17 protein-coding genes and 1 riboswitch are annotated in these 22583 nt (G+C 37.6%); of the genes, 3 read left to right on the top strand and 14 right to left on the bottom strand.

Annotated features, from left to right (window positions below; genetic code table 11):
• Positions 1–100: 100 nt before the first annotated feature.
• Positions 101–1210 (top strand): radical SAM/CxCxxxxC motif protein YfkAB, encoded by a 1110-nt coding sequence (gene yfkAB, locus IEW44_RS03360; RefSeq protein WP_188613611.1) that lies wholly within the window; start codon positions 101–103, stop codon positions 1208–1210.
• Between the two features lie 122 nt (positions 1211–1332).
• Here the strand turns inward: yfkAB and IEW44_RS03355 are convergent, their stop codons facing one another.
• The 13 genes from IEW44_RS03355 to IEW44_RS03295 all read right to left on the bottom strand — a co-directional run bounded on the left by IEW44_RS03355 (position 1333) and on the right by IEW44_RS03295 (position 20625).
• Positions 1333–6360 (bottom strand): S-layer homology domain-containing protein, encoded by a 5028-nt coding sequence (locus IEW44_RS03355; RefSeq protein WP_188613610.1) that lies wholly within the window; start codon positions 6358–6360, stop codon positions 1333–1335.
• A gap of 162 nt (positions 6361–6522) precedes the next feature.
• A riboswitch (cobalamin riboswitch) is annotated at positions 6523–6698 on the bottom strand.
• 132 nt (positions 6699–6830) lie between these two features.
• A complete protein-coding gene (locus tag IEW44_RS03350) occupies positions 6831–7280 on the bottom strand; it encodes an HXXEE domain-containing protein (protein WP_188613609.1) in 450 nt (149 codons plus the stop codon).
• Between the two features lie 52 nt (positions 7281–7332).
• On the bottom strand, positions 7333–8349 hold the full coding sequence (locus IEW44_RS03345) for an inorganic phosphate transporter (protein ID WP_188613608.1): 1017 nt from the start codon (positions 8347–8349) through the stop codon (positions 7333–7335).
• 15 nt (positions 8350–8364) lie between these two features.
• On the bottom strand, positions 8365–8985 hold the full coding sequence (locus tag IEW44_RS03340) for a DUF47 domain-containing protein (protein ID WP_188613607.1): 621 nt from the start codon (positions 8983–8985) through the stop codon (positions 8365–8367).
• 360 nt (positions 8986–9345) lie between these two features.
• Positions 9346–9933 carry a 3-isopropylmalate dehydratase small subunit gene (leuD, locus tag IEW44_RS03335; RefSeq protein ID WP_188613606.1) on the bottom strand — a complete coding sequence of 196 codons (588 nt, stop codon included), beginning with the start codon at positions 9931–9933 and terminating at the stop codon, positions 9346–9348.
• Positions 9934–11346 (bottom strand): 3-isopropylmalate dehydratase large subunit, encoded by a 1413-nt coding sequence (gene leuC, locus IEW44_RS03330; RefSeq protein ID WP_188613605.1) that lies wholly within the window; start codon positions 11344–11346, stop codon positions 9934–9936.
• An 18-nt stretch (positions 11347–11364) separates the two neighbouring features.
• A complete protein-coding gene (gene leuB, locus IEW44_RS03325) occupies positions 11365–12465 on the bottom strand; it encodes a 3-isopropylmalate dehydrogenase (protein ID WP_188613604.1) in 1101 nt (366 codons plus the stop codon).
• A 108-nt stretch (positions 12466–12573) separates the two neighbouring features.
• Positions 12574–13608 (bottom strand): ketol-acid reductoisomerase, encoded by a 1035-nt coding sequence (gene ilvC, locus IEW44_RS03320; RefSeq protein WP_188613603.1) that lies wholly within the window; start codon positions 13606–13608, stop codon positions 12574–12576.
• Between the two features lie 53 nt (positions 13609–13661).
• Positions 13662–14174 carry an acetolactate synthase small subunit gene (ilvN, locus tag IEW44_RS03315; protein ID WP_188613602.1) on the bottom strand — a complete coding sequence of 171 codons (513 nt, stop codon included), beginning with the start codon at positions 14172–14174 and terminating at the stop codon, positions 13662–13664.
• Positions 14171–15931: a biosynthetic-type acetolactate synthase large subunit gene (gene ilvB / locus IEW44_RS03310; RefSeq protein WP_188613601.1), complete on the bottom strand. Its 1761-nt coding sequence runs from the start codon at positions 15929–15931 to the stop codon at positions 14171–14173. The genes ilvN and ilvB overlap by 4 nt, the downstream gene beginning before the upstream one ends.
• Positions 15932–16260: 329 nt before the next feature.
• The gene (ilvD, locus tag IEW44_RS03305) at positions 16261–17931 is read right to left on the bottom strand and encodes a dihydroxy-acid dehydratase (protein ID WP_188613600.1); all 1671 of its coding nucleotides are present in this window, start codon (positions 17929–17931) and stop codon (positions 16261–16263) included.
• A 238-nt stretch (positions 17932–18169) separates the two neighbouring features.
• A complete protein-coding gene (locus tag IEW44_RS03300) occupies positions 18170–19480 on the bottom strand; it encodes a D-arabinono-1,4-lactone oxidase (protein WP_188613599.1) in 1311 nt (436 codons plus the stop codon).
• A complete protein-coding gene (locus IEW44_RS03295; RefSeq protein WP_188613598.1) occupies positions 19468–20625 on the bottom strand; it encodes an alanine racemase in 1158 nt (385 codons plus the stop codon). Before IEW44_RS03295 ends, IEW44_RS03300 begins: the two co-directional genes overlap by 13 nt.
• Positions 20626–20983: 358 nt before the next feature.
• Between IEW44_RS03295 and IEW44_RS03290 the strand changes: the two genes are divergently transcribed.
• Positions 20984–21526, top strand: a complete 543-nt coding sequence (locus IEW44_RS03290; protein WP_188613597.1) for a cysteine hydrolase family protein — start codon at positions 20984–20986, stop codon at positions 21524–21526.
• Positions 21527–21621: 95 nt separating this feature from the next.
• A complete protein-coding gene (locus IEW44_RS03285) occupies positions 21622–21882 on the top strand; it encodes a GlsB/YeaQ/YmgE family stress response membrane protein (RefSeq protein ID WP_188613596.1) in 261 nt (86 codons plus the stop codon).
• A 55-nt stretch (positions 21883–21937) separates the two neighbouring features.
• On the opposite strand, the gene IEW44_RS03280 is transcribed toward IEW44_RS03285, so the two are convergent.
• Positions 21938–22483, bottom strand: coding sequence for a hypothetical protein (locus IEW44_RS03280; protein ID WP_188613595.1), 546 nt, complete (start codon positions 22481–22483; stop codon positions 21938–21940).
• Positions 22484–22583 lie beyond the last annotated feature (100 nt).

The raw sequence follows: 22583 nt of genomic DNA, 5'->3' as shown, positions 1-22583 counted from the left end.
CCTATGTTGTTGAAAGGGTTGTGTTTTATTCTCTGTAAGACATCTTTTCTTTTCTCTTAAAATATGAGAAAATAGTACGTTAGAGAAAGGAAGTAATACGATGACTACGTTACAAAAAATTTCACCTAGCTATGATCCATGGGAAGCTTATTTTGATATTGAACAACACCATGAATTAACGCTTTCAAATATTGAATTTACAACAACAAATTTGTGTAATATGCGCTGTGCACACTGTGCAGTTGGTTACACACTCCAAACTAAAGACCCTGACCATTTAGATGTAGATATGATGTTGCGTCGCTTAGACGACATCCCTCACCTTAAAACATTATCGATTACGGGCGGTGAGCCTATGTTATCGAAGAAAAGTGTCACTCAAGTCGTATTACCTTTGTTAAAGTATGCACATCAACGAGGTGTACGCACACAAATGAACTCTAATTTAACATTAGAACCTGCACGCTATTTATTAATTGCGCCTTATTTAGATGTGTTACATATCTCACATAACTGGGGAACGATTGAGGAGTTTGTCGAGACGGGATTTGCGATGATGGAGCGTAAACCAACATTCGAACAGCGTGCTAAACTATTTGAGCGTATGATTGAAAATTCTCGTATGTTAGCTGATCATGGTGTGATGGTGGCAGCAGAAACGATGCTCAACAAAAAAACATTGCCCTATTTAGAAAAAATCCATAAACAAGTTGTAGAAGAAATGAAATGCGCACGTCATGAAATTCACCCTATGTATCCTTCTGATTTTGCGAGTGCCTTAACTTCTTTAAGTTTAGACGAAACACGTCAAGCGATCTCCCATCTCCTCGATATTCGAGATGAGAACACATGGATGTTATTTGGTACATTACCTTTCTATCCTTGTAGTACAAATCAAGAAGATTTAGCCTTGCTACAACGTTTGCGCACAGCAAAAAACGTAACACTACGCAACGATCCTGATGGACGCTCTCGTTTAAACGTTAATATTTTTACAGGTGATGTTATTGTTACCGACTTTGGCGATACCCCGCCACTTGGCAATATTGCTAACGACCGTTTAACCGATATTTTTACTAAATGGCTTGAAACCGATTTAGCTAAGTCATTGAATTGTCATTGCCCAGCTGTTAAATGCCTTGGCCCAAATGTACTTGTAAAAAATATGTACTACCCAAACACACAATTTATCAGTGGCAGCGCAAAATAAGTAAAATACATTAAAATCAACAGACCAAAACGCGACATACACTTGAAGTATGTCTAATATGATCGCCTTACATTAGAAAACACTACCGAAAATAATTTTTCAGTAGTGTTTTCTTTGTGTCATTATTGCATAAGTTTGCTCTCATCCATTGTTAAATGTAAAATCTTAGCTAATTGCATACGCGTAAGTTGTCCTTTTGGATCAAATCGACCATCTAACTTACCACCCATAATATTTAACGAGGTTAACCACGCTACTTCCTGTGCAAATTGAGCTTGTATCGTATTTTGATCAACATAGTTTTTATCATTTTGCTGATGCTTTACATCACGGTATTTCAGTACACGTGCCATAATAGCTGCAGCCTGCTCTCTTGTTACAGTAGCACTCGGTGCAAAGGTTGTCGCTGTTTTACCTGTCGTAATACCTGCCTCATACAACGCTTGTACTTCTTGCTCATACCATTTTCCTTTAACATCCGTAAACGCAATAGGCTTTGTCGCTTGTAAGCCAAGTGCACGTGAAATCATAACAGCCAAATGCGCACGTGTAATAGGTTGATGCGGCTCATATGTCTTACCACCGACACCATTAATCACATTGCGACTAGCTAAAAACTCTACATGTTCACGTCCAGCAAGTTTTGCCAGATCAGAAAAGGTTGTAAATTTCTCTACAATAACAAACTCACCACTACCTTTTGTTAAAATTGTCACTACCCCATCTTTAATCGTATGTGGCACTGCTACTAACGTATCACCATCTTTACGTAATACAACTTGATTTTTACGTTGTGCAATGGGCAATGTTACTGTCATATAATCCTTCGCAAAATGTACAGCTGTTGTTTGATCTCCTGCTGTCTTTTCCATCTTCACATGGATACTTGTACCTTGTTGCGCGATTGCGACATGTAATTTTTCGGCTTGTTGTAAACCAAGCTCTTGAATAGAAGCGAGTGGCAATGTGGCTTGTATATTATGCTCACCTTTAATCATTGCTACTTTATCTTTAATGGCTTGTAAATCCTGTAATGTCACATTTGCTTGTCCTGCTTCGCCAATAACGAAAGACTTCGTTTCTTCTTCTGGTTCTGGCTTTGGTTCTGGCGTCGTTGTGCCGCCACCTGTAGAAGGTACTTTAAAACCAATATCTTCCCCTAAATTAGTCGTATACAACCACTCTAGTGTGTCACCATCTTTAATCTGAATCTCACCAGAGAATACAGGTGGGAATTTGCCATTAACACGATACATCCATCCGCTACCTTCACCGTGATCAAATTCAGTCAGACCATCAATGCCCATCACATATACGCCTTCTTTTAAAGGTCTTGATGCTACTTTATTTTTTCCCATTGTTTTCACAAGTACAGAATAAGCGGTATCTTGGTCTTCAATGATCGCTTGTTTCGTTATTAGATCTTTGCCTTTAATACCTTTAACGACAACATTTACTTGCGGCACTTTTTGCGTATGTTCAGCAGCAAATTGTACAGGGATTGTTTCCGTTGTAGTTAAGCCTGCTGAATTAGTTGTTGAGATTTCAACTTTATTATACCCTTTTTGCATAACCGCTTTAAATGTATTACTTGTACTATAAACCGCTTCGTTATTAACTTTGACTTGTGGTGTTAACTCACCATCTACATTGTCATAAGCATTGACTGCTACTGTTAATAATGGTTGTTGGTCGGCTACCTCTAAATGATTCACCTCAATAAAGGGCTTTACTTGAGGATTAATTGTTGGCAACTCATCTGTAATAATAACTTTTTCATTAAACATGGATTGCTTTAAATGAATATCAGCTAAAGCGCCAAATGCAGCTTCTGTCGCTTTTAACTCATCAAAAGCATATTTCTCTTCAAACTCATCACCAAATTTAAAGCCGCCATTGGCAATTTGTTGTTTTAATAATGTTTCAACCATTGTCTTACCATTCTTTTTCCATTTACTAGCTAATGGGTTTTCGCCAACCGCTATTAAACCTTGAATCACAGTACCAATGGCAAATGGATTATTCGTATAACCATTATAGTTAAATCCTGCATCATCATTTTGTTGCGCTCTTAAATACGTCAAAATACGTGTAATTTGCTCATCCACACCTGTAATATCTCGATGTTTACTCAATGCAATTAATGCTAATGCTCTTAACTCTTGTTCTTGATAAGAGCCTTCTGAGATTGGGCGATTTAAACCTGCGATTAAATCTGTAATTGCAGCTTCCTTATTATAATTTGCTTCAATTAAATCTAAAGCTATAATAGACCACGCCTGCGTTGTCACAGATGACTTATCAAAATTAGTAAACATTGTAAAATGTCCATCTTTATCTTGTGCTTGCACTAATGGGGTAACAAGATCAACTTGTGGCCCTTTATAAGTAGTAAATGTTTGTGGGTCTTCGTTTGCTGCTGCTGCTAATAAAATATTTTTAGCATAATATAACGCATACTTTTCGTCGTGATTCCCATATTCACGTAAATGCCCTAATGTACGCATTTGTGCTTGGCTTTTTTTTACGTCTTTGGTCACATTACTATATGCGAGTGCCGAAATATAATCATATTGCTTACGATTTTCCAAGTAGGCTTGCATTTTTTCAACTGCTTGGGCCACTTTTGTTTGAATAGCCGTTTCATTTAAAGTAACTTGTACAGTGCGTGACTTCGCCTTAATACCTGCTACTTCTGCCGAAATTAAATAATTACCTACCTCATTAAAGCGTACAACATCTCCATTTAGCGCAAATTTACCGCCCTCTATCGACCATGTAATTGCTTCGTCTGTAACAATTTTACCCTCACTATCTGTAATTGTTGCTACTAATGGAATAGCTTGGTCTGTTACGGCATCTAGTAATGGCTCAATCTTCACTTGGTGCACTTTCTCATAATCAATAACTTCAATAGTTTGTTTAGCTGTTACACCTTGTGCACTTGCCTCCACCACTATTTGACTTACTGTTGTGGGTGTGTAAGCTGTTACCTCTTCCCCATTTACTTTCCACTTAATATCTCCATCCATATACTCGCCGTATTGGTCTAGTAATTGCGCCTGTAAAGCTAATGGTTCATTCTTCTTCACTTTATGTGGCAATTGCATATGAATCGTAGTAGGTTGTTGTGATACTTGTAAATTATGATAAGAAAAATCATCTGTTACTAGTGTTTGCAAAGCACTTAATGCAATACCTGTTGATTCACTCAGTGTCCCTGCAAAACCTGCAATAGCACCATTTGTAACATAGTTATTGTCATATTGGCTCTGTACAATACTTTCTGCTAATGCTTGTTTAGTCAAGCCACCAAACGTTGTGGTGTTTGTTAAAGCCATATATTGTAAGGCAGCAATATTAGCATGATTGCCTTTTTCATGTACATTTACTTGTTGCGCCATGTAGTTAGCTATTTCTTGTTCTGCCTGTGCGAATGTCTCTTGTTGTATAGCCTTTCCAGATTGATGGATTAAAGTAATCGCTTGCCATACTTTTGATGTACGCATTACATCTGGCTTATCATTTGTGACAACGTATTGCATGTTATCCATCTGTGTTAAACTATTCACTAAAATTTGTTGTATATCTTCTGTCACTGGTAGATCCATTGCATCACTTGCAAATGCAATTACAGCTGCTTCTTCAGCACTGATCTTTTGATCTGTGAGCAATAATTCTCTTAAATCTGCCACATGATCACGGTTATTATAGGTAGATGGGTCTTGCCCTGCTGCTTTTACACTTAAAATATTACGTGCAGCATTATAAGCGGATGCATTGCTTCCATACACATTAATAAGTGGCAATATTTGTGTAGGTTTAACACCTAGTTTACGCAAGGCAATGGCCTCTTCATATGTTGAAAACTTTTCCTGTAATAGGTTATTTTTTGCCTTATGTATTTTTGGCATAAGGGCAACTAATGCTTCATCAGTTGTAACATTAACTTGAATTAATGCTTTTGCAGACGTATTAGCAACAGTAGCTGTAATCATAGCTGTGCCTGCTGTTTGTGCAACAATCTCATTACGCTCATTAATCGTTGCTACATCTGTGTTAGATGATGTTAATGTTATATCGCCTTGACGTGGTGTACCGTATTGGTCTTTAACAACAAAAGTTGGCACTATCTTAGTATTTGGCAATACATAATTTTCTGTATTTGACGTTACTAAAATGGATTTAGGTGATAAGTCAAATGTGAGGTGAGCAAAATCTGTTTTCACTTGTTGTAGCATGGATTTCTCTTCTACAAGGGATTGTAAGCCAAGCAACGACCAATGTGTATTAGCTATATTTTCTGTTGACTGCCCTACATCAGTGCCTACTTGTAAGCGATTATAAAATGTTTTTGTGTCATCTGTATGAATAAGATTTTTCATAGCCTGTCGAGCTGAAATACTTGTATCATCTGTAAGTTGCAAATGCCATTGCTCATCTTCAGGGTTTAAACCTAACGCATATAAATTATTTATATATAATCCAACACCAGATGCAAAATAGGCTTTACTCGTTTTATATTTTTCCATTAATGTCTGCGCATATTCTTGTGCTTGTGGCGAATCATACTGACTTAAAACAAATACAGCTAAACCTAAATTAATACCGTTTAGTGCAAAAATGTCTTTTTCATTATTCTGTAAATAAGATAAAGCACTCTCACGATTATAATCAGCACCTAATAATTCTACAGCTAACAATGCCTTAAGAAAGACATCTACTTTTTTATCTGTATCATTACCAAAAGAAAAATACCCTTCACCTGTCTGTGCGTTTGCTAGTTTTTCAGCATAATTCTTGCCATTAAACATAAATGGATTAGATTCTGTAGCAATAAGAGCCGTTACCAAATTAGCATAGCTACTTACAGTCTCCCCTGATAGTGAACCATTTACTTTTGATTGTAAATCTGTCAGTGGCACTAGCCCTTTAAGGCTCAGTAATTTTTCGGTAGATACATTTTGTAATGCTTTTCCATGATTCCACGTATTTTGTGTAATACGTTCGAGTTGTTGTGTGAGCGTAACAGCTTGAACCTGTTGTTCAATAGGCTCACCATTAGTGGCCATCGCAACAGATGGTGTAAGTAAAGACAGTGTCATTACACTTGATGCTACGATAGATACTGCTCTTTGATAAAACTTCATTTTCTTCCCCCTAAGTGAAATGTCTAAATTTGAATATACATTCTCGTTTTTGCATAAAAAAAACGATAGCTCCATATGTGGAACTACCGGTAAACAACAGAAAAAAGAGCGGAAAAACGCTACTGTACGTTTGCCGTAAGTTCTCTTTAATTCCGAAGAGCGTAAATACGATACGTAAAGGTAGGTCTCCTGGCTTGTGTCACACTTATTTGCCTTCCCATATTACTACAGTGGCATAATAAATAAGTGACGTAACACATACAGTTGCGGAAACAGCTTCGGCTTAAACCGAATTCCCTATTAAACATTAATGTTGTGCCTTTACGTTGCAACATATATTCATTTCAGAAAATTATAACATAACAAAATAATAAAAACTATGTTAATTTAACGGCAACTATTTTATCTTTTATCGTTCAAGCATTACTTTATTAACATATTTTCACTATTAAAGAAATATATGAATCTCTTTATAAAAATAATTGTAAGAACACCACGCCTAATAAAAATAAACCTACTACACCTGTGGATGCAACTATTTCCTTCCATGAACGCGCTAATTTATACAAAATGAAAGTACAGATAGGCAACACGAATAGTATTGCTGTAATAACACCTGGCATCATTGTCCTCGTCATAATTGATATGATCATATGTGGTACAAAGGCGTTTATCCACATAGCACCTGCATAGCCAATAAACAAAAAGCGATAGCGTGGCTTATTGGGATAACATAGCATTAAAACGGTAATTATGTAAGCTAAAAGTGTAATGATACTCACAACGATATAAAAAGGCTTAGGCTGTAAGTGTAATGGCAATGATACCGTAGTTGTCCATTGAGGTAAGTATAACGCTTCTTCAAGATTGTGTAATGTAATGGCGAGACAAAATAAAAGAGCGATGTAAAGTCTTTGCATAAATATTCCCTCCATAGAAAAAGGCTCACGCTAATGCGCAAGCCAACATATTTTAAAAGAATACATTTAGTATATAATAAATAATGGCTGCCATTACAGCAGAGATCGGCATTGTAATTACCCATGTCACTACAATACGACGCGCTGTACCCCATTTTACACCACGTACACGATGTGCAGTTCCTACACCCATAATGGATGAAGAAATAACATGTGTGGTTGACACAGGTAAATGCACGAGTGTAGCACCAAAAATAATAGAAGCAGATGCTAAATCAGCTGCAACTCCGTTAACTGGTCGTATTTTCATGATTTTGCCACCAACGGTTTTAATGATTTTATAACCGCCTATCGATGTACCTAGTCCCATTGCTGTAGCAGCTGCTAGACGTACCCAGAACGGAATATCATCGCCTGTATGTAAGCCTCCCGCAATTAAAGCTAACGTAATAATACCCATTGCTTTTTGCGCATCATTTGTACCATGTGTAAAGGATTGCAGTGCAGCTGTACCAATTTGAACAAAACGGAAATTTTTATTAGTACGATATAAACTATGATTTTTAAATATTACTTTAAATATACTCATCATGATAAAGCCCGCTACAAATGCAATTAATGGGGAGAATAATAGTGCTTGAATAATTTTAGTAAAACCAGCATAGTTTAACACACCAAATCCAGCCGATGCAATTGCTGCTCCAGCTACTGAGCCAATTAGTGTATGTGATGAACTAGACGGAATACCAAAATACCAAGTCAGTAAATTCCAAACAATTGCTGATAATAATGCAGCTAAAATAACAACCGAACCTGTAGTATCACCTTCAAACGCATTTAATGAGAATGGGTCGACAATATCCTTCGTTAAAGCTTTTGCTACGCCAACGAATGTGATTGCGCCAACAAAGTTCATGATTGCTGCCATTAAAATAGCTGTGCGCGGTTTTAATGCTCGGGTAGATACAGATGTTGCGATCGCATTTGCTGTATCATGGAAGCCGTTAATAAAGTCAAACACCAGTGCAAATATAACGACCAATATTGTGATTAGTAAAATTGAATCCATTGATTACACTCCATTTTATGCATTACGCATAATTATTGTTTCAATTGTGTTGGCCACAGTTTGACAGCTATCTGCAATCTCTTCGAACTGCTCATAAATATCTTTAAAGATGATAATACGCAATACATCTTTTTCATTTTTAAATAAATCGCCCATAGATGAACGGAAAATCTCATCACATTGACGTTCATAATCTTTAATTAAAATACAATGCTCACGCATTTCAACGAGTTTTTTCTTGTTTAATAATTCCATTGCTTTTACCATTTCATCTGTACTTTTAGCAATGAAATCTAAAAATTGACGCATCGGTTCTGTAACTTCGATTAAATTATACATATTGAAATGTGCAATACAGCCTTCCACGCCATCAATTACGTCATCCAATTTGTTAGCTAGCGCTAAAATGTCTTCACGCTCAATAGGTGTCATGAATGATTTATTTAACATGACAATCAATTCATGAATTAACTTATCACCGCTCGTTTCATAATCCTTTAGCTTTTGTGTAATTTCTTGTAATGCATCGATATTATCAATGCTCGAATTATGTGCATAATACACACCCTCGTTTACGTTTTTCGCTATTTTTAATAAAGCTTGAAAAAAAGGGTCCTGCTTTTTTGAGTTGAACATGACGTTCCTCCTGTTGAATCAATATTATCTCTTTCTACCTTCTCAATCATAAACAAAATCTTTACACAAAGCTACATTATTTTAATGTTTATATAGGTAATTTTACAATACTGTAATATAAGAAAAGCCATAAAGACTTTATTTTTTACACTTTATAACAATACAATTTCCCTAAAAATAAAATAACTACTGTTTTGCTACATTTATCGCTATTTTGCACAATTTTATGTCATAAGCATTGTTTTTATAAAAATGATATTTTATTTTCAAATATTAATTTTTTGTAAACTTTTTAACGCTATGTAAATGACAAACATAGAAAAAGAGGCCTCCTGTCATGCAGGATAGCCCCCTCATATATTAATACGGCTTTGGACGTGCTTCATATGCAGAAATCGCGTCATCATATTGAATCGTTAAACCAATTTCATCTAAACCTTCTAACAGCATATTTCGATAATACTCATCAATATCAAAATGTACCATTTTCCCCTCTTCATCAGTAACGGTTTGTGTAACTAAATCAACAGCTAGTGTTAAGCCACGGTTACCTCTTGCTAGATAATCATTGACCACATCTTGTGGCAATTTAATTGGCAAAATACCATTTTTAAAACAGTTATTATAAAAGATATCGGCAAATGACGGTGCAATTACCACACGGAATCCATAATCTAAAATGGCCCATGGCGCATGTTCACGTGATGAACCACAACCAAAGTTTTCGTCTGCTACTAAAATCTTTGCACTCGCAAATTGGGGATTATTTAATACAAATGCTTCATTTACTGAGCCATCTTCATTATAACGCCAGTGATAAAATAAATATTTACCAAACCCTGTACGCTCAATACGTTTTAAAAACTCTTTTGAAATAATCTGGTCTGTGTCTACATTTTTATTATTTAGTGGTGCAATTATACTTGTAATTTGTTTAATCGGTTCCATTTATATCACCTCTTGCTTTACAAATTCACGCACATCAATAAAATGACCTGCAATCGCTGCTGCTGCTGCCATAGGTGGACTCACTAAATGCGTACGTGCCCCTGTACCTTGGCGGCCTTCAAAGTTACGATTAGATGTGGAAGCACAGCGCTCTCCTGTAGGTACAACATCATCATTCATTGCTAAACACATAGAACAACCTGCATCTCGCCATTCGAAACCTGCTGATGTAAATATTTTATCTAATCCTTCTTGTTCAGCCTGTAATTTAGTTGAGACAGAGCCTGGCACTACAATAGCTGTCACATTATCATGTACTTTATGCCCTGCTACAACTTTAGCTGCTGCTCGCAAATCACTGATACGTGAATTCGTACATGAGCCAATAAATACATGTTGAATATCAATCGATTCAATTGGTTGTCCTGCTTCAAGCCCCATATAATTTAACGCTTGCTCAAGAGCCTTCTTATCCGCATCGCTTGTATAATCTTCAAATGTTGGTACATTCCCTGAAATACCTGTGCCCATCGCTGGATTTGTCCCCCAAGTAACAACTGGTTCAATTTCTTCTGCCTTAATTTCTAGTACGGCATCATATGTAGCACCTTCGTCTGAAGCAAGACTGAGCCAATAAGCTGCTGCTCGCTCAAATGCTTCACCTTGAGGTGCATAGCGGCGTCCACGAATATATTCGACTGTAGTCTCATCAGGTGCAATTAACCCTGCTTTTGCGCCTGCTTCAATTGACATATTACAAATCGTCATGCGTTCTTCCATAGATAAATTACGAATCGCTTGACCTGTAAACTCTACAATGTGACCTGTACCAACATCAATGCCAAACTTTGCAATAATCGCTAGAATAATATCCTTTGCTTCCACGCCTTCAGCTAAATCCCCTGACACATGAATTTGCATAGTGCGTGGTTTACTTTGCCACAATGTTTGTGTAGATAATACATGCTCCACTTCAGATGTACCAATACCAAATGCAATAGCACCAAAGGCACCATGTGTTGATGTATGAGAATCCCCACATACAATTGTTTTACCAGGCTGTGTTAACCCTAACTCAGGCCCAATAACGTGCACAATCCCCTGGTCTGGATGCCCCATATCAGCTAGCTCAATACCAAATTCCTTAGCATTATCCGCTAATGTTTCAATCTGTTTCTTTGCGATAGGGTCATGAATTGTTGGTAAATTTTTAGTTGGAACGTTGTGATCCATCGTCGCATAACAAAGGTCTGGTCTACGAACTTTACGCCCTGCTAAACGCAACCCTTCAAATGCTTGTGGAGATGTTACTTCATGGATTAAATGAAGGTCAATGTATAATAAATCTGGTTTGCCCTCCTCTTGATATACGACATGTGCATCCCAAACTTTTTCAATAATATTTTTCGCCATCATTTGTCACCCACTTCTTTAAATGTATGAAGTCATAATGCTTTCAGATACAAAGCTCGTATCAATTTCATTAATGACTTTATTTGTCCATTCTGATGTAGTTAATACACGGTCTCCATCTCTTGCTAAGTCAGCCGTAAAATAACCATCTTCAAATACTGCATTAACCGCTCGCTCAATCTCTGCTGCCTCTTCTTTTAATCCAAATGAATATTTTAATAACATCGCTACCGATAGAATAGTAGCTGCCGGATTAGCCACACCTTGACCAGCAATTTCTGGTGCTGAACCATGCACAGGCTCATATAAGCCAAAGTTATCGCCGCGAATAGAAGCAGATGGTAATACACCTAACGAACCGGTAATAACAGATGCCTCGTCACTTAAAATATCGCCAAACATATTTTCTGTTACCACTACATCAAAATGACTTGGATTTGTAATCAGTTTCATCGCTACAGAATCTACTAAATGATGTTCGACTTGTACATCAGGGAAGCGCTTTTTCATTTCCTCTACCACTTCTCGCCATAAACGGCTTGTCTCTAAAACATTTGCCTTATCTACTGAGCATAGTCTACCTTTACGTAAACGCGCTAGATGAAAGGCATTTTCTACAATTCGTTCAACTTCTTTGCGTGAATAAACCGTTGTATCAATTGCACCATCATCTGTGCGCATACGTGGTTCACCAAAGTAAACGCCACCTGTTAACTCACGTACAATCATTAAATCTACGTTCTCTGCTACTTCTTTTTTTAATGGGGAAGCACCTAATAAACTCGGGATTGCCATTACAGGACGTAGGTTCGCAAATAAATCAAAATGTTTACGAATACGTAGAAGTCCTTTTTCTGGTCGTAGTTCTGGTGTGTTTTGGTCCCACTTAGGGCCTCCTACTGCACCTAATAATACAGCATCACTTTGTTCACATAATGAAATAGTTTCATCTGGCAGTGGATTATTGTATTGATCAATCGCTGCGCCACCAATCGCACCATACGCTAAATGAAAAGTATGATTAAAACGTTTGCCAACGACTTGTAAAACCTCTACAGCTGAAGCAATAACTTCGGGTCCAATACCATCACCTGGTAGTACAGTAATTTTCTTTTCCATAACGACACCTCTATTCCTATAGTAATCTTCAATTGTGTGAAAAATACAAAAATTGATTAGTTAAAAGCTGTATGAAGTGGCTATACACTTCATACAGATGAATTTAATTTAGTTTTGTGCGGTTGCACTTGTTTCGCGTACCACTTCTTTTTTATTTTCGTTAATAAATGGCATCATGGCACGTAGTTTGCGTCCCACTTCTTCAATCTGATGATTTTTACCATCTTCTTTGAATTTCGTATAGTTTGGACGGCCATTCTCATTTTCTTCAATCCATTCACGTGCAAACTTACCAGACTGAATATCTGTTAAAATATCTTTCATGCGTGATTTTGTATCTGCATCTACTACACGTGGACCAGCTACATAGTCACCCCACTCTGCTGTATCAGAGATCGAATAGCGCATCGTTTCAAGACCGCCTTCAAACATTAAGTCAACGATTAATTTTAACTCATGTAATGTTTCAAAATAAGCTAATTCTGGTTGGTAGCCTGCCTCTACTAATGTTTCGAAACCTGCTTGTACTAATGCTGTTGCTCCACCACATAATACCGCTTGTTCACCAAATAAGTCCGTCTCTGTTTCTTCTTTAAATGTAGTTTCTAATAAACCACCACGTGCTGAACCAATGCCCTTACCATATGCTAATGCAATATCTTTAGCTTGGCCTGTTGCATCTTGATGGATAGCAAATAATCCTGGTACACCCGCACCTTGTTCAAATTGACGGCGTACTAAATGGCCTGGTCCTTTAGGTGCTACTAAAAATACATCTACATCTGCTGGTGGTGTAATTTGACCAAAATGAATATTGAAACCATGTGCAAACATCAATGCATTACCTGCTTCTAGATTTGGTGCGATTTCATTTTCATATACGGCTTTTTGACGCTCATCTGGCAGTAAGATTTGAATAACATCTGCTTCTTTTGCTGCTTCTGCTACTGTTTTTACATCCACACCATCTGCCTTAGCAGCGTCAAATGAACCACCTGGTCGTACACCTACCACTACATCATAACCTGAATCTTTTAAGTTAAGTGCATGAGCATGCCCTTGAGAACCATATCCAATAATTGCGATTTTTTTACCTTTTAAAATATCTCCGTTGATATTTTGTTCATAATACATTGTAGTCATAATTAATTTCCTCCTAGAGTATGTTTATATGCGAAGGCTAATTGCCGTTGCTATTATTTTAAGATCGATAATTGTGGTGCTGTAAATTGCGTCTCACGTACAGATGCTGTGACACCCGTACGCGTTAGTTCTTTAATGCCATATGAGCGGATTAACTCAATGAAAGCGTCAATTTTTTCAGGTGTTCCTGTCACTTGATAGGTCACCATGTTTTTAGATGTATCCACAATTTGAGCACGGAAAGGCTCTACAATACTATTCATTTCTAAACGTAGATTGGGTGGTGAGATTACCTTGACGAGTGCTAATTCACGTAAAACAATGGAACTGTCTGTAATATCTTGTACTTTTAACACATCAATTTGCTTAGACAACTGTTTGATTAATTGCTCAATTTTACGCTCATCATCAATGTTAACGATAAACGTCATCTTTGAAATTGTAGGTTGTTCGGTATGACCAACCGTAATGCTTTCAATATTGAATTGACGCTTCATTAACATACCTGTAATCCGATTTAATACGCCGCTTTGATTTAATACTGTGAGTGTAATAACACGTTTCATTCTGGCTTCACTCCAATCATTTCATGTAAACCTGTACCTGCAGCAACCATTGGTGTTACATTCTCAATTTGCTTTACACGACAGTCAATCAATACAGGTTCGTCTGATAATAAAGCTTCTTTCATCATGGCATCAAGGTCACTTAACTTTTCAATACGTACCCCTTTAATGCCATAAGCATCCGCTAACTTGACAAAATCAGGCTGTACAGGCATCAAGGAGTGTGAATAACGCTCTTCATAAAAGGATTGTTGCCACTGGCGCACCATACCTAAACAACTATTGTTTAAAATCACAATCTTTACAGGTAAATTAAATTCTTTTAATAAAGCTAACTCTTGCGCCGTCATTTGGAAACCTGCGTCACCACATACCGCAATTACTTTGCGATCTGGTTCTGCAAATTGAGCGCCGATTGCTGCTGGGAAACCAAAGCCCATTGTGCCTAAACCGCCAGATGTTACCCAACTATGATCATGATTTAATGCATAGTATTGAGCTGCCCACATTTGATGTTGTCCAACATCTGTTGTTACAATGGCTTCACCTTCTGTAATTTGATGCACAGCTTGTAAGGCTTGTTGAGGTAGAATCTCTTCCTTATCCTCTGGTAATACATACCAGAGTGGATATTGTGCTTGTAATTGTTGTAATTGCTCATGCCATGCTGTTGTTACTGGTTTGTCAAAGGGCTTTTTAAGCAGTGCTTGTAAAGCTAACTTAGCATCTGCAACAATGGGAATATGTGTTGGCACATTTTTCCCAATTTCTGCTGGGTCAATATCAATATGAATAATCGTTGCATTAGGTGCAAAACTATCTAAGCGCCCTGTCAATCGGTCATCAAACCGAGCTCCGATATTAATTAATACATCACAATCTGTTATAGCCATATTAGATGTTGCTGTACCATGCATACCTGCCATGCCTAAGTTTAGTGCGTGTTCACCATGTATAGCGCCAAGCCCTAAAAGTGTTGTTGTTACAGGTAATTGATATTGTTCAACAAATGTAGTGAGCTCTTCTTTAGCGTCTGCAAATAATACACCTGCTCCTGCAAGCACTAAAGGTTTCTTAGCTTGGCTAATTGCTTTAATTGCTTTCTGAATTTGCAAATAATTTGGTTTGTAAGTTGGCTGATAGCCTGGTAAATCAATTGGTTCATCTGGATCAGGTAAATCTGCAAAATCGAATAATGCCATCGAAACGTTTTTAGGGAAATCAATAACAACAGGACCTTTACGACCTGTATTCGCGATATGGAAAGCTTCTTTCACAATGCGTGGAATATCACGCGGGTCTTGCACTTGGTAATTATGTTTTGTGATAGGTGTGGTAATCCCCATAATGTCCGCCTCTTGGAAAGCATCTGTACCAATGACAGATGTTGCTACTTGTCCAGTAAAAATAACAAGCGGGATAGAGTCAATCATGGCATCTGCAATGCCTGTAACTAAGTTCGTAGCACCTGGGCCAGATGTAGCAATGACAACGCCTGGCTTATTGGACACTCTTGCATATCCTTCTGCTGCATGTATTGCACCTTGTTCATGGCGTGTTAAAATATGACGAATCGGATTGCGATACATGGCATCATAAATTTGTAATACTGCCCCTCCAGGGTAACCAAAAATAATGTCAACGTTCTGGTCATGCAGTGCTTTAATTAAAAGGTCTGCACCATCTTTATATTGCTTTGGTTCTTCTGTCTTCATTGGCTCTTCTACTTGTTCGTCTATTGACGTTTTTGTCGTCATACCTTGTTCCTCCCTCATTTAGAATGTAATAAAAAAAAGCCCAAATTCTCCACACGCAAAGAAGACCTTCGCGTAGGGATGAAAATAGACTTTTCATGGTACCACCCTTGTTCATAGCTATATGCTATCTCAGGAATACAATCCAAAATGACTGTACTCTTTGTTAACGAGCATTCTGTTATGCCCGGAGCTATCTAATTGCCAATGGCGTTTAATAGCTCACTCCAAGGGGATGTCGGATATGGTTGTATTGCTAGCTCCCAGCACCACTAGCTCTCTGTAAATACAAAAGTCCATAACCTTTAACCTTTTCATCGTTTTATACGTTATTAAATTTTCATGATGCCGCCTGTAGATGCACTTGTCACAAGTTTTGAATATCGCGCTAACCAACCACGTTTAATTTTTGGTTCAAATGGGGCTAACTTTTCGCGGCGCTTCGTTAGCTCTTCCTCCGAAACCTCAAGTGCTATTGTACGTTTTGGCAAATCAATTGTAATGATATCGCCATCCTCAACTAAAGCAATGGGTCCACCTTCTGCTGCTTCTGGTGAAATATGCCCAATCGAAATGCCTCGAGAAGCACCTGAAAAGCGACCATCTGTAATTAAAGCTACTTTGGTGCCGAGCCCACGCCCTTGGATCGCTGATGTTGGAGCAAGCATCTCTGGCATACCTGGACCTCCTTTTGGTCCTTCATAGCGAATCACTACAACATGTCCTTCGCGTACTGTACCATTATCAATGTTTTCTTGCGCTGCCTCTTGTGATTCGAACACAATTGCCTCACCTTTAAACACTTGAATGGAAGGATCAACTGCACCAACTTTAATAACACCGCCTTCTGGAGCAATATTACCAAATAAAATTGATAAACCTCCTACAGGACTGTAAGGATTATCTTTAGTACGAATGACTCGGTCATTCGTAATGGTATAATCTTTTACATTTTCACCTATTGTTTTGCCTGTCACTGTGATGCGATCAGGATGTATGCAACCCTCAATCTTAGTTAACTCATTAACAATTGCGCTCACGCCACCTGCTTTTTCGATATCATCCATTGAAATATCTGAAGCTGGCATTATTTTTGCTAAATACGGCACACGCTCTGCTACTATGTTAATATCTTTTACGTTATAATCAATTTCCGCTTCATTGGCAATCGCTAACGTATGCAATACTGTGTTTGTTGAACCACCCATTGCCATATCCAAGGCAAATGCATCGTCAATTGCTGCTTTTGTTACAATGTCACGCGGTTTAATATCTTCTTTAATCATGCGTACTAATTGTTTTGCTGCCTCTTTAATAAGTGTATGACGTTCATTTGAAGTAGCAACAATTGTACCATTACCAGGCAAAGTAACACCCAGCATTTCCATAAGACAGTTCATGGAGTTAGCTGTGAACATGCCTGAGCATGAACCACAGGTTGGGCAAGCGTTATTTTCAATATCCAACAACTCTTCTTCTGTCATATTACCTGACTTTAAAGCACCCACACCTTCAAATACAGACGTTAATGATAACTGTTTACCTGTAGATGAAACGCCGGCTTCCATTGGGCCACCTGAAACAAAAATAGATGGTACGTTTGTACGTACGGCTGCCATTAACATGCCCGGTGTAATTTTGTCACAATTCGGAATATAAAAGACACCATCGAACCAATGTGCGTTAATTACCGTTTCTGCTGCATCTGCAATCAATTCTCGACTTGGTAGGGAATAGCGCATACCAATATGCCCCATTGCAATACCATCATCTACACCAATTGTATTAAACTCAAACGGAATACCGCCTGCTTCAATGATGGCTTCCTTTACTACATCTGCGAATTGTCGTAAATGTACGTGACCAGGAATAATATCAATATAAGAATTACATACACCAATGAATGGTTTATCTAAATCTTTTGCCTTCACTTTACCCGTAGCATACAACAAGCTGCGGTGAGGGGCGCGGTCAATACCCTTTTTAATCATGTCACTTCTCATTTACAACGACTCCCTACAACTTAACTTTTTTGCTTTCGCTTTCACGAATGCGTAATTGAAATTGTTGTTATCATAGTACGAATATAACGCCTCGTCAACACTATTTTTTGAATTGTTTATACAATTTAGAAAAATAAGATTAATTGTAATCGTTTTCATGCTATATGTCGTACACTTTCTAGTCGATTACGCTTTTTTCTTATTTTTTAAACCTTTTTTAAAATTCTCTGAAAATTCATCATATTTTATAAAAAAGTTGCTTCAAGTAGGTGGTAAGAAATACATTATTAGGATCATATTGCTCTCTTATACGTAAAAATTTAAACACATCTGGATACATCTGTTGAACAAGGGTGGCTGTTAAATGATGCGATTTGCCCCAATGTGGACGTCCACCAAATGATTGCATCAAATGATGCACCCAAGAGAAATATGCGCTATCATCCATGCCCTTATACATATGAAAAGCAATATAAGCACAGGCCTCGCCTTGTGTTGGGCTAAGATAACCTGACTCACCTGCTGACACACGGCATTCTAGAGGGAAATGTACAGCAAACGGGGATTTTTGTAAATTTTGATGAATCACCTGTAAACACGTATCTAGATTGTGAAGTGGGATTGCGTACTCCACTTCTGTAAATTTCACAAGTCTTGGTGTTGGGAAAATTTCATAACTTAAGCCATATTTTTCTGTCGTAGTTACATTAGCTGCTGAAAAAGCACTTACCCTTTGTGACAAACTAGGGCGAATACGACAAATCTCTGATAATGCATAAAAACCCATGTTTTCAACAAGTAGTACCTTCATTTTTTCCTTATCTCGTTGCCATTTCCCCATTGCTTGTGGTGGTGCTATATTGGAACGCTTTACTTGCACCATGTCACAACCCGGAAAATAAAACCACTCGATATGTCGATTATAGTGGATGTCATCCGTAAGTTGTTGACGAACTTGTGATAAAGGTTCTCGCGTTGAAATGTAATGCAAGTGATAAAGAGGCACTACTTTTAATCGCACTTTAACTAAAATACCTAATAAACCTAACGATACATGTAACGCTTGTGATAACTCATCCTTGCCACGGCGATGAATATGTACCTGACCTAAGCCGTCAACAAAAGTCCATTCTACTACCATATCTGCAAATGAACCTAACGTAAGCCCTGTACCATGTGTACCCGTAGCAATAGCACCTGCTAATGTTTGCTCTTGAATATCTCCCATATTACTTAATGCAAAACCGTGCGCTGCAAGTGCAGGTCCTACTTCTTTTAAATACGTACCTGCATAAAATAAGGCTTCTTGTCTTACTTCATCTACTTCAATTAATCCTCTTAAGTAGTGGAGTGACAATGCCGTCTGTTCAGGTTTTGCCACAGCGCTAAAGGAATGGGCTGCGCCTGTCACTCGTATGTTGCGTGCTGATGTTACCATTTGTTGAACTTGTTCTATTGATGTAGGTAGTTTCACTTCACTTGGATGAGCAGTTATAGTTTGTGCCCAGTTCGTCCATTTTCCTGTTTGAAATTTTTTTACAGAAAACATTGACCATCCCCCCGATATGTTGACATCTCTCCTCGATATTCTCTTCCTCTCACAGCATGTAGTGTGTTAAAACGTTCACATAATTCACCTGCTTTAGCATGGCGCATATAAACAGTATCTCCAATTTGTAATGGTTGCGCATGCTTATCTATGTGAATAGGCGTTTGTACTTCTCCAGCTCCTTCAAGTGACAGTAAATGATAACCATGTGTAACAAACACAGGTGCTTTCTCTTGCGCTATTGCACCAGAAGCAATATAGCCTCCACCATGCGCTACTACTGTATTAGGCTCTGGGTGACGTGTTACACGCAAGGCAAAACCCGCAGCAGGTTGTAATGATAATGCGTTAAAGTCGTCAAACAACGAAGGCGCATAAAAAGCAGAACCTATGGTCATCTCCGTTACTTCTTTTTGCTTTGTTGTGTAATGGATACTTCCTGTTCCTCCACCATTCACAAATCGAATATGTGGAAAATAAAACTTACAATGAGCAACTAATAAGCGTCGCTGATTGGCTACTTCCTTCTTTGCCCTTCTTTGTAAACTACGAATCATCCATCCCTTTACGCGATTGATAGGATGTGTGCTAACACCCGCAATTTGGGCTTCATATCCCATTACCCCATCCACCATAATATGAGGATGCTGTAAATATGGTAAAAAGTGATTTAATGTTGCAATATTGTGAAGCGAGGAACGTTTTGTGCCAAAGTAAAGCGCTTTAAAGTCTGTAGACATATTCAAATCAATACAAACATGTGCCACTTTATTAGCTTTTCTTGCTTCCTCACGCAATGGCATAATCTGTGCAACATGATCGACCATAAATGTGACATTATCATACTGTAATAATTGACGAATTTGCGTGCGTTCCATCACAGGATAGCCAATTAAACAATGGACATCGCAATGTTGTAATACATATAACGTTTCACTAGCTGAAAACGTCATCACACCAACACATGTATCTAAGCGCTCCATAATATAATGTAAAACAGGTAAAGAGCGTATAGATTTTGTTGCAATACGTATCGGCATTGTCGCAGTCTGATTAATAAAATTAATGTTCGCATCAAGTGCATCTAAATCTAACCAAGCAAAAGGACGTTCCATATGCTCATAGGCTTGTTCAAAATATTTCATACCATTCCACCCCTTCATAATAAAAAAGTAGATAACGTATATTATGCGCTACCTACCCTTTTATGTTTGCCTATCCAATTGTATAAACTCCTTTCCTATTTAACTACCCACATATCAATAGCAATATTCAAAAAGACTAAAGAATGTACTGCCATAAACATCCAACCATATTTATCTAGTTTTTTCATCTCTACTACATTCATATTAACAGCCCCTTTTTGATTTGTATTGTTATTATAATCTCAAATCATACAAAATTCAAACATTTTCGACAATAAAACGTGTAAAACGCATTATTATTTTTATAGGAGACATCTGTCTTGTCATGTGGCATTATAATAAGAAAGGAGTGTTAGCTATGAAAAACGCATTATTAGTTATTGACTATACTGTCGATTTTGTTGCATCTGATGGGAAATTAACATGTGGAGAGCCTGGACAACGTTTAGCCCCTTATATTACACATCTTATGGAAAAATTTATTAAAGCGGATGATACTATATTTATTATTAATGACTTACATGAAGCCGCCGATTCGTTTCATCCAGAGCATGCATTATTCCCTCCACATAATATTCGTGGTACAGCAGGTAGACATTTATATGGCACAACAGCAGAAGTGCTTATGAAACATCAAGATGTTATTATTCAACTGGATAAAACAAGATACAGTGCTTTTTGTGGTACACCTTTATTTACAAAGCTACGTGAACGACAAATTGAAACACTACATATTGTGGGCGTTTGTACAGATATTTGCGTCTTACATACATGTATCGATGCTTATAATCTAGGCTATGATGTTGTCATACATGAACGTGGTGTTGCTAGCTTTAATGAAGAGGCTCATCATTTTGCCTTAGCGCATATAAAAAATAGCTTAGGTTTCACTATTTTGTAAAAAATATTTCATAAGTTGTTTATTTCTTTGTAAAAATGGCAATAGATTATTAAGCAAGTGCAATACTATTTTTTATACAAAGGAGATGAACGACCATGTTCAGTTTCATTTGGTTTTTAATTATTGGTGGGATTCTTGGCTGGTTAGCCGGCCTTATTTTAGGCAAGGACATTCCAGGTGGTATCATTGGTAATATTATTGCGGGGATTGTTGGTTCTTGGTTAGGTAGTACATTAATTGGGGATTGGGGTTGGCAAGTAAGTGACTTCTACGTATTCCCAGCTTTAATTGGTGCTATTGTATTAATCTTTATTGTAAGCCTAATCTTAAAAGCTGTGAGTGGACGTAGCGCATAATTATGTAATAAAAAGTACCCTTAAAAATATTTTCAAGGGTACTTTTTTATAGGTTTCACTTTACTATTGTTATCGTTTTTGCCATTTGTAATAACCGGGCACCATGTCCTTCAGATGTATGAGCTGTCAATTCAATTGTGATCCGATAACTGCCATGATCTTTACGTGGTATGACAATGATATGATCTGTCAGTTTAGTATCGCGATCTGTGGCTATAACCTCCAAACCTTCATACTGATTAAAGGATACGTTTTGTATAGGCGTAATGGTATCAAAATTGACGGTTGCTTGTTCAGTATATTTTTTTATAACTGCCATCGCTTGCTCATTCTCATACGTAACTGTCATACGAACAGGACGCACATCGGATATTGTTGTAATCGGTGTAATGACAAGCATCTCATCCTTTTGCAATGCTTCATAGCGACTTGTATCTATATAAAGAACAAGACGACCACTATCACTTTCAACCGCTTGCAATGTGATTTGCTCTGTTTGACCTTCTACCTCAAAGGTTACAGTTTGTGAGGTGGGATAAGACGAACTAGAGGGGTTATCTTGTGACTTTTGTACAGGCTGTCTTAGTTTAACAATACCCACCCCTACTATAACAAGAAGTATACAAATCACCCATATAATGCTACGTGTGTTCCTTGTAAACTCCCCCTTACATGTCTATTTTTATTACTTTTTCCCAAAT

The organism is Lysinibacillus alkalisoli (assembly GCF_014643595.1).
GTDB classification, from domain to species: domain Bacteria; phylum Bacillota; class Bacilli; order Bacillales_A; family Planococcaceae; genus Metalysinibacillus; species Metalysinibacillus alkalisoli.
The sequence above is the reverse complement of the archived record's forward strand: the minus strand, read 5'-3'. Positions and strand labels throughout refer to the sequence as shown.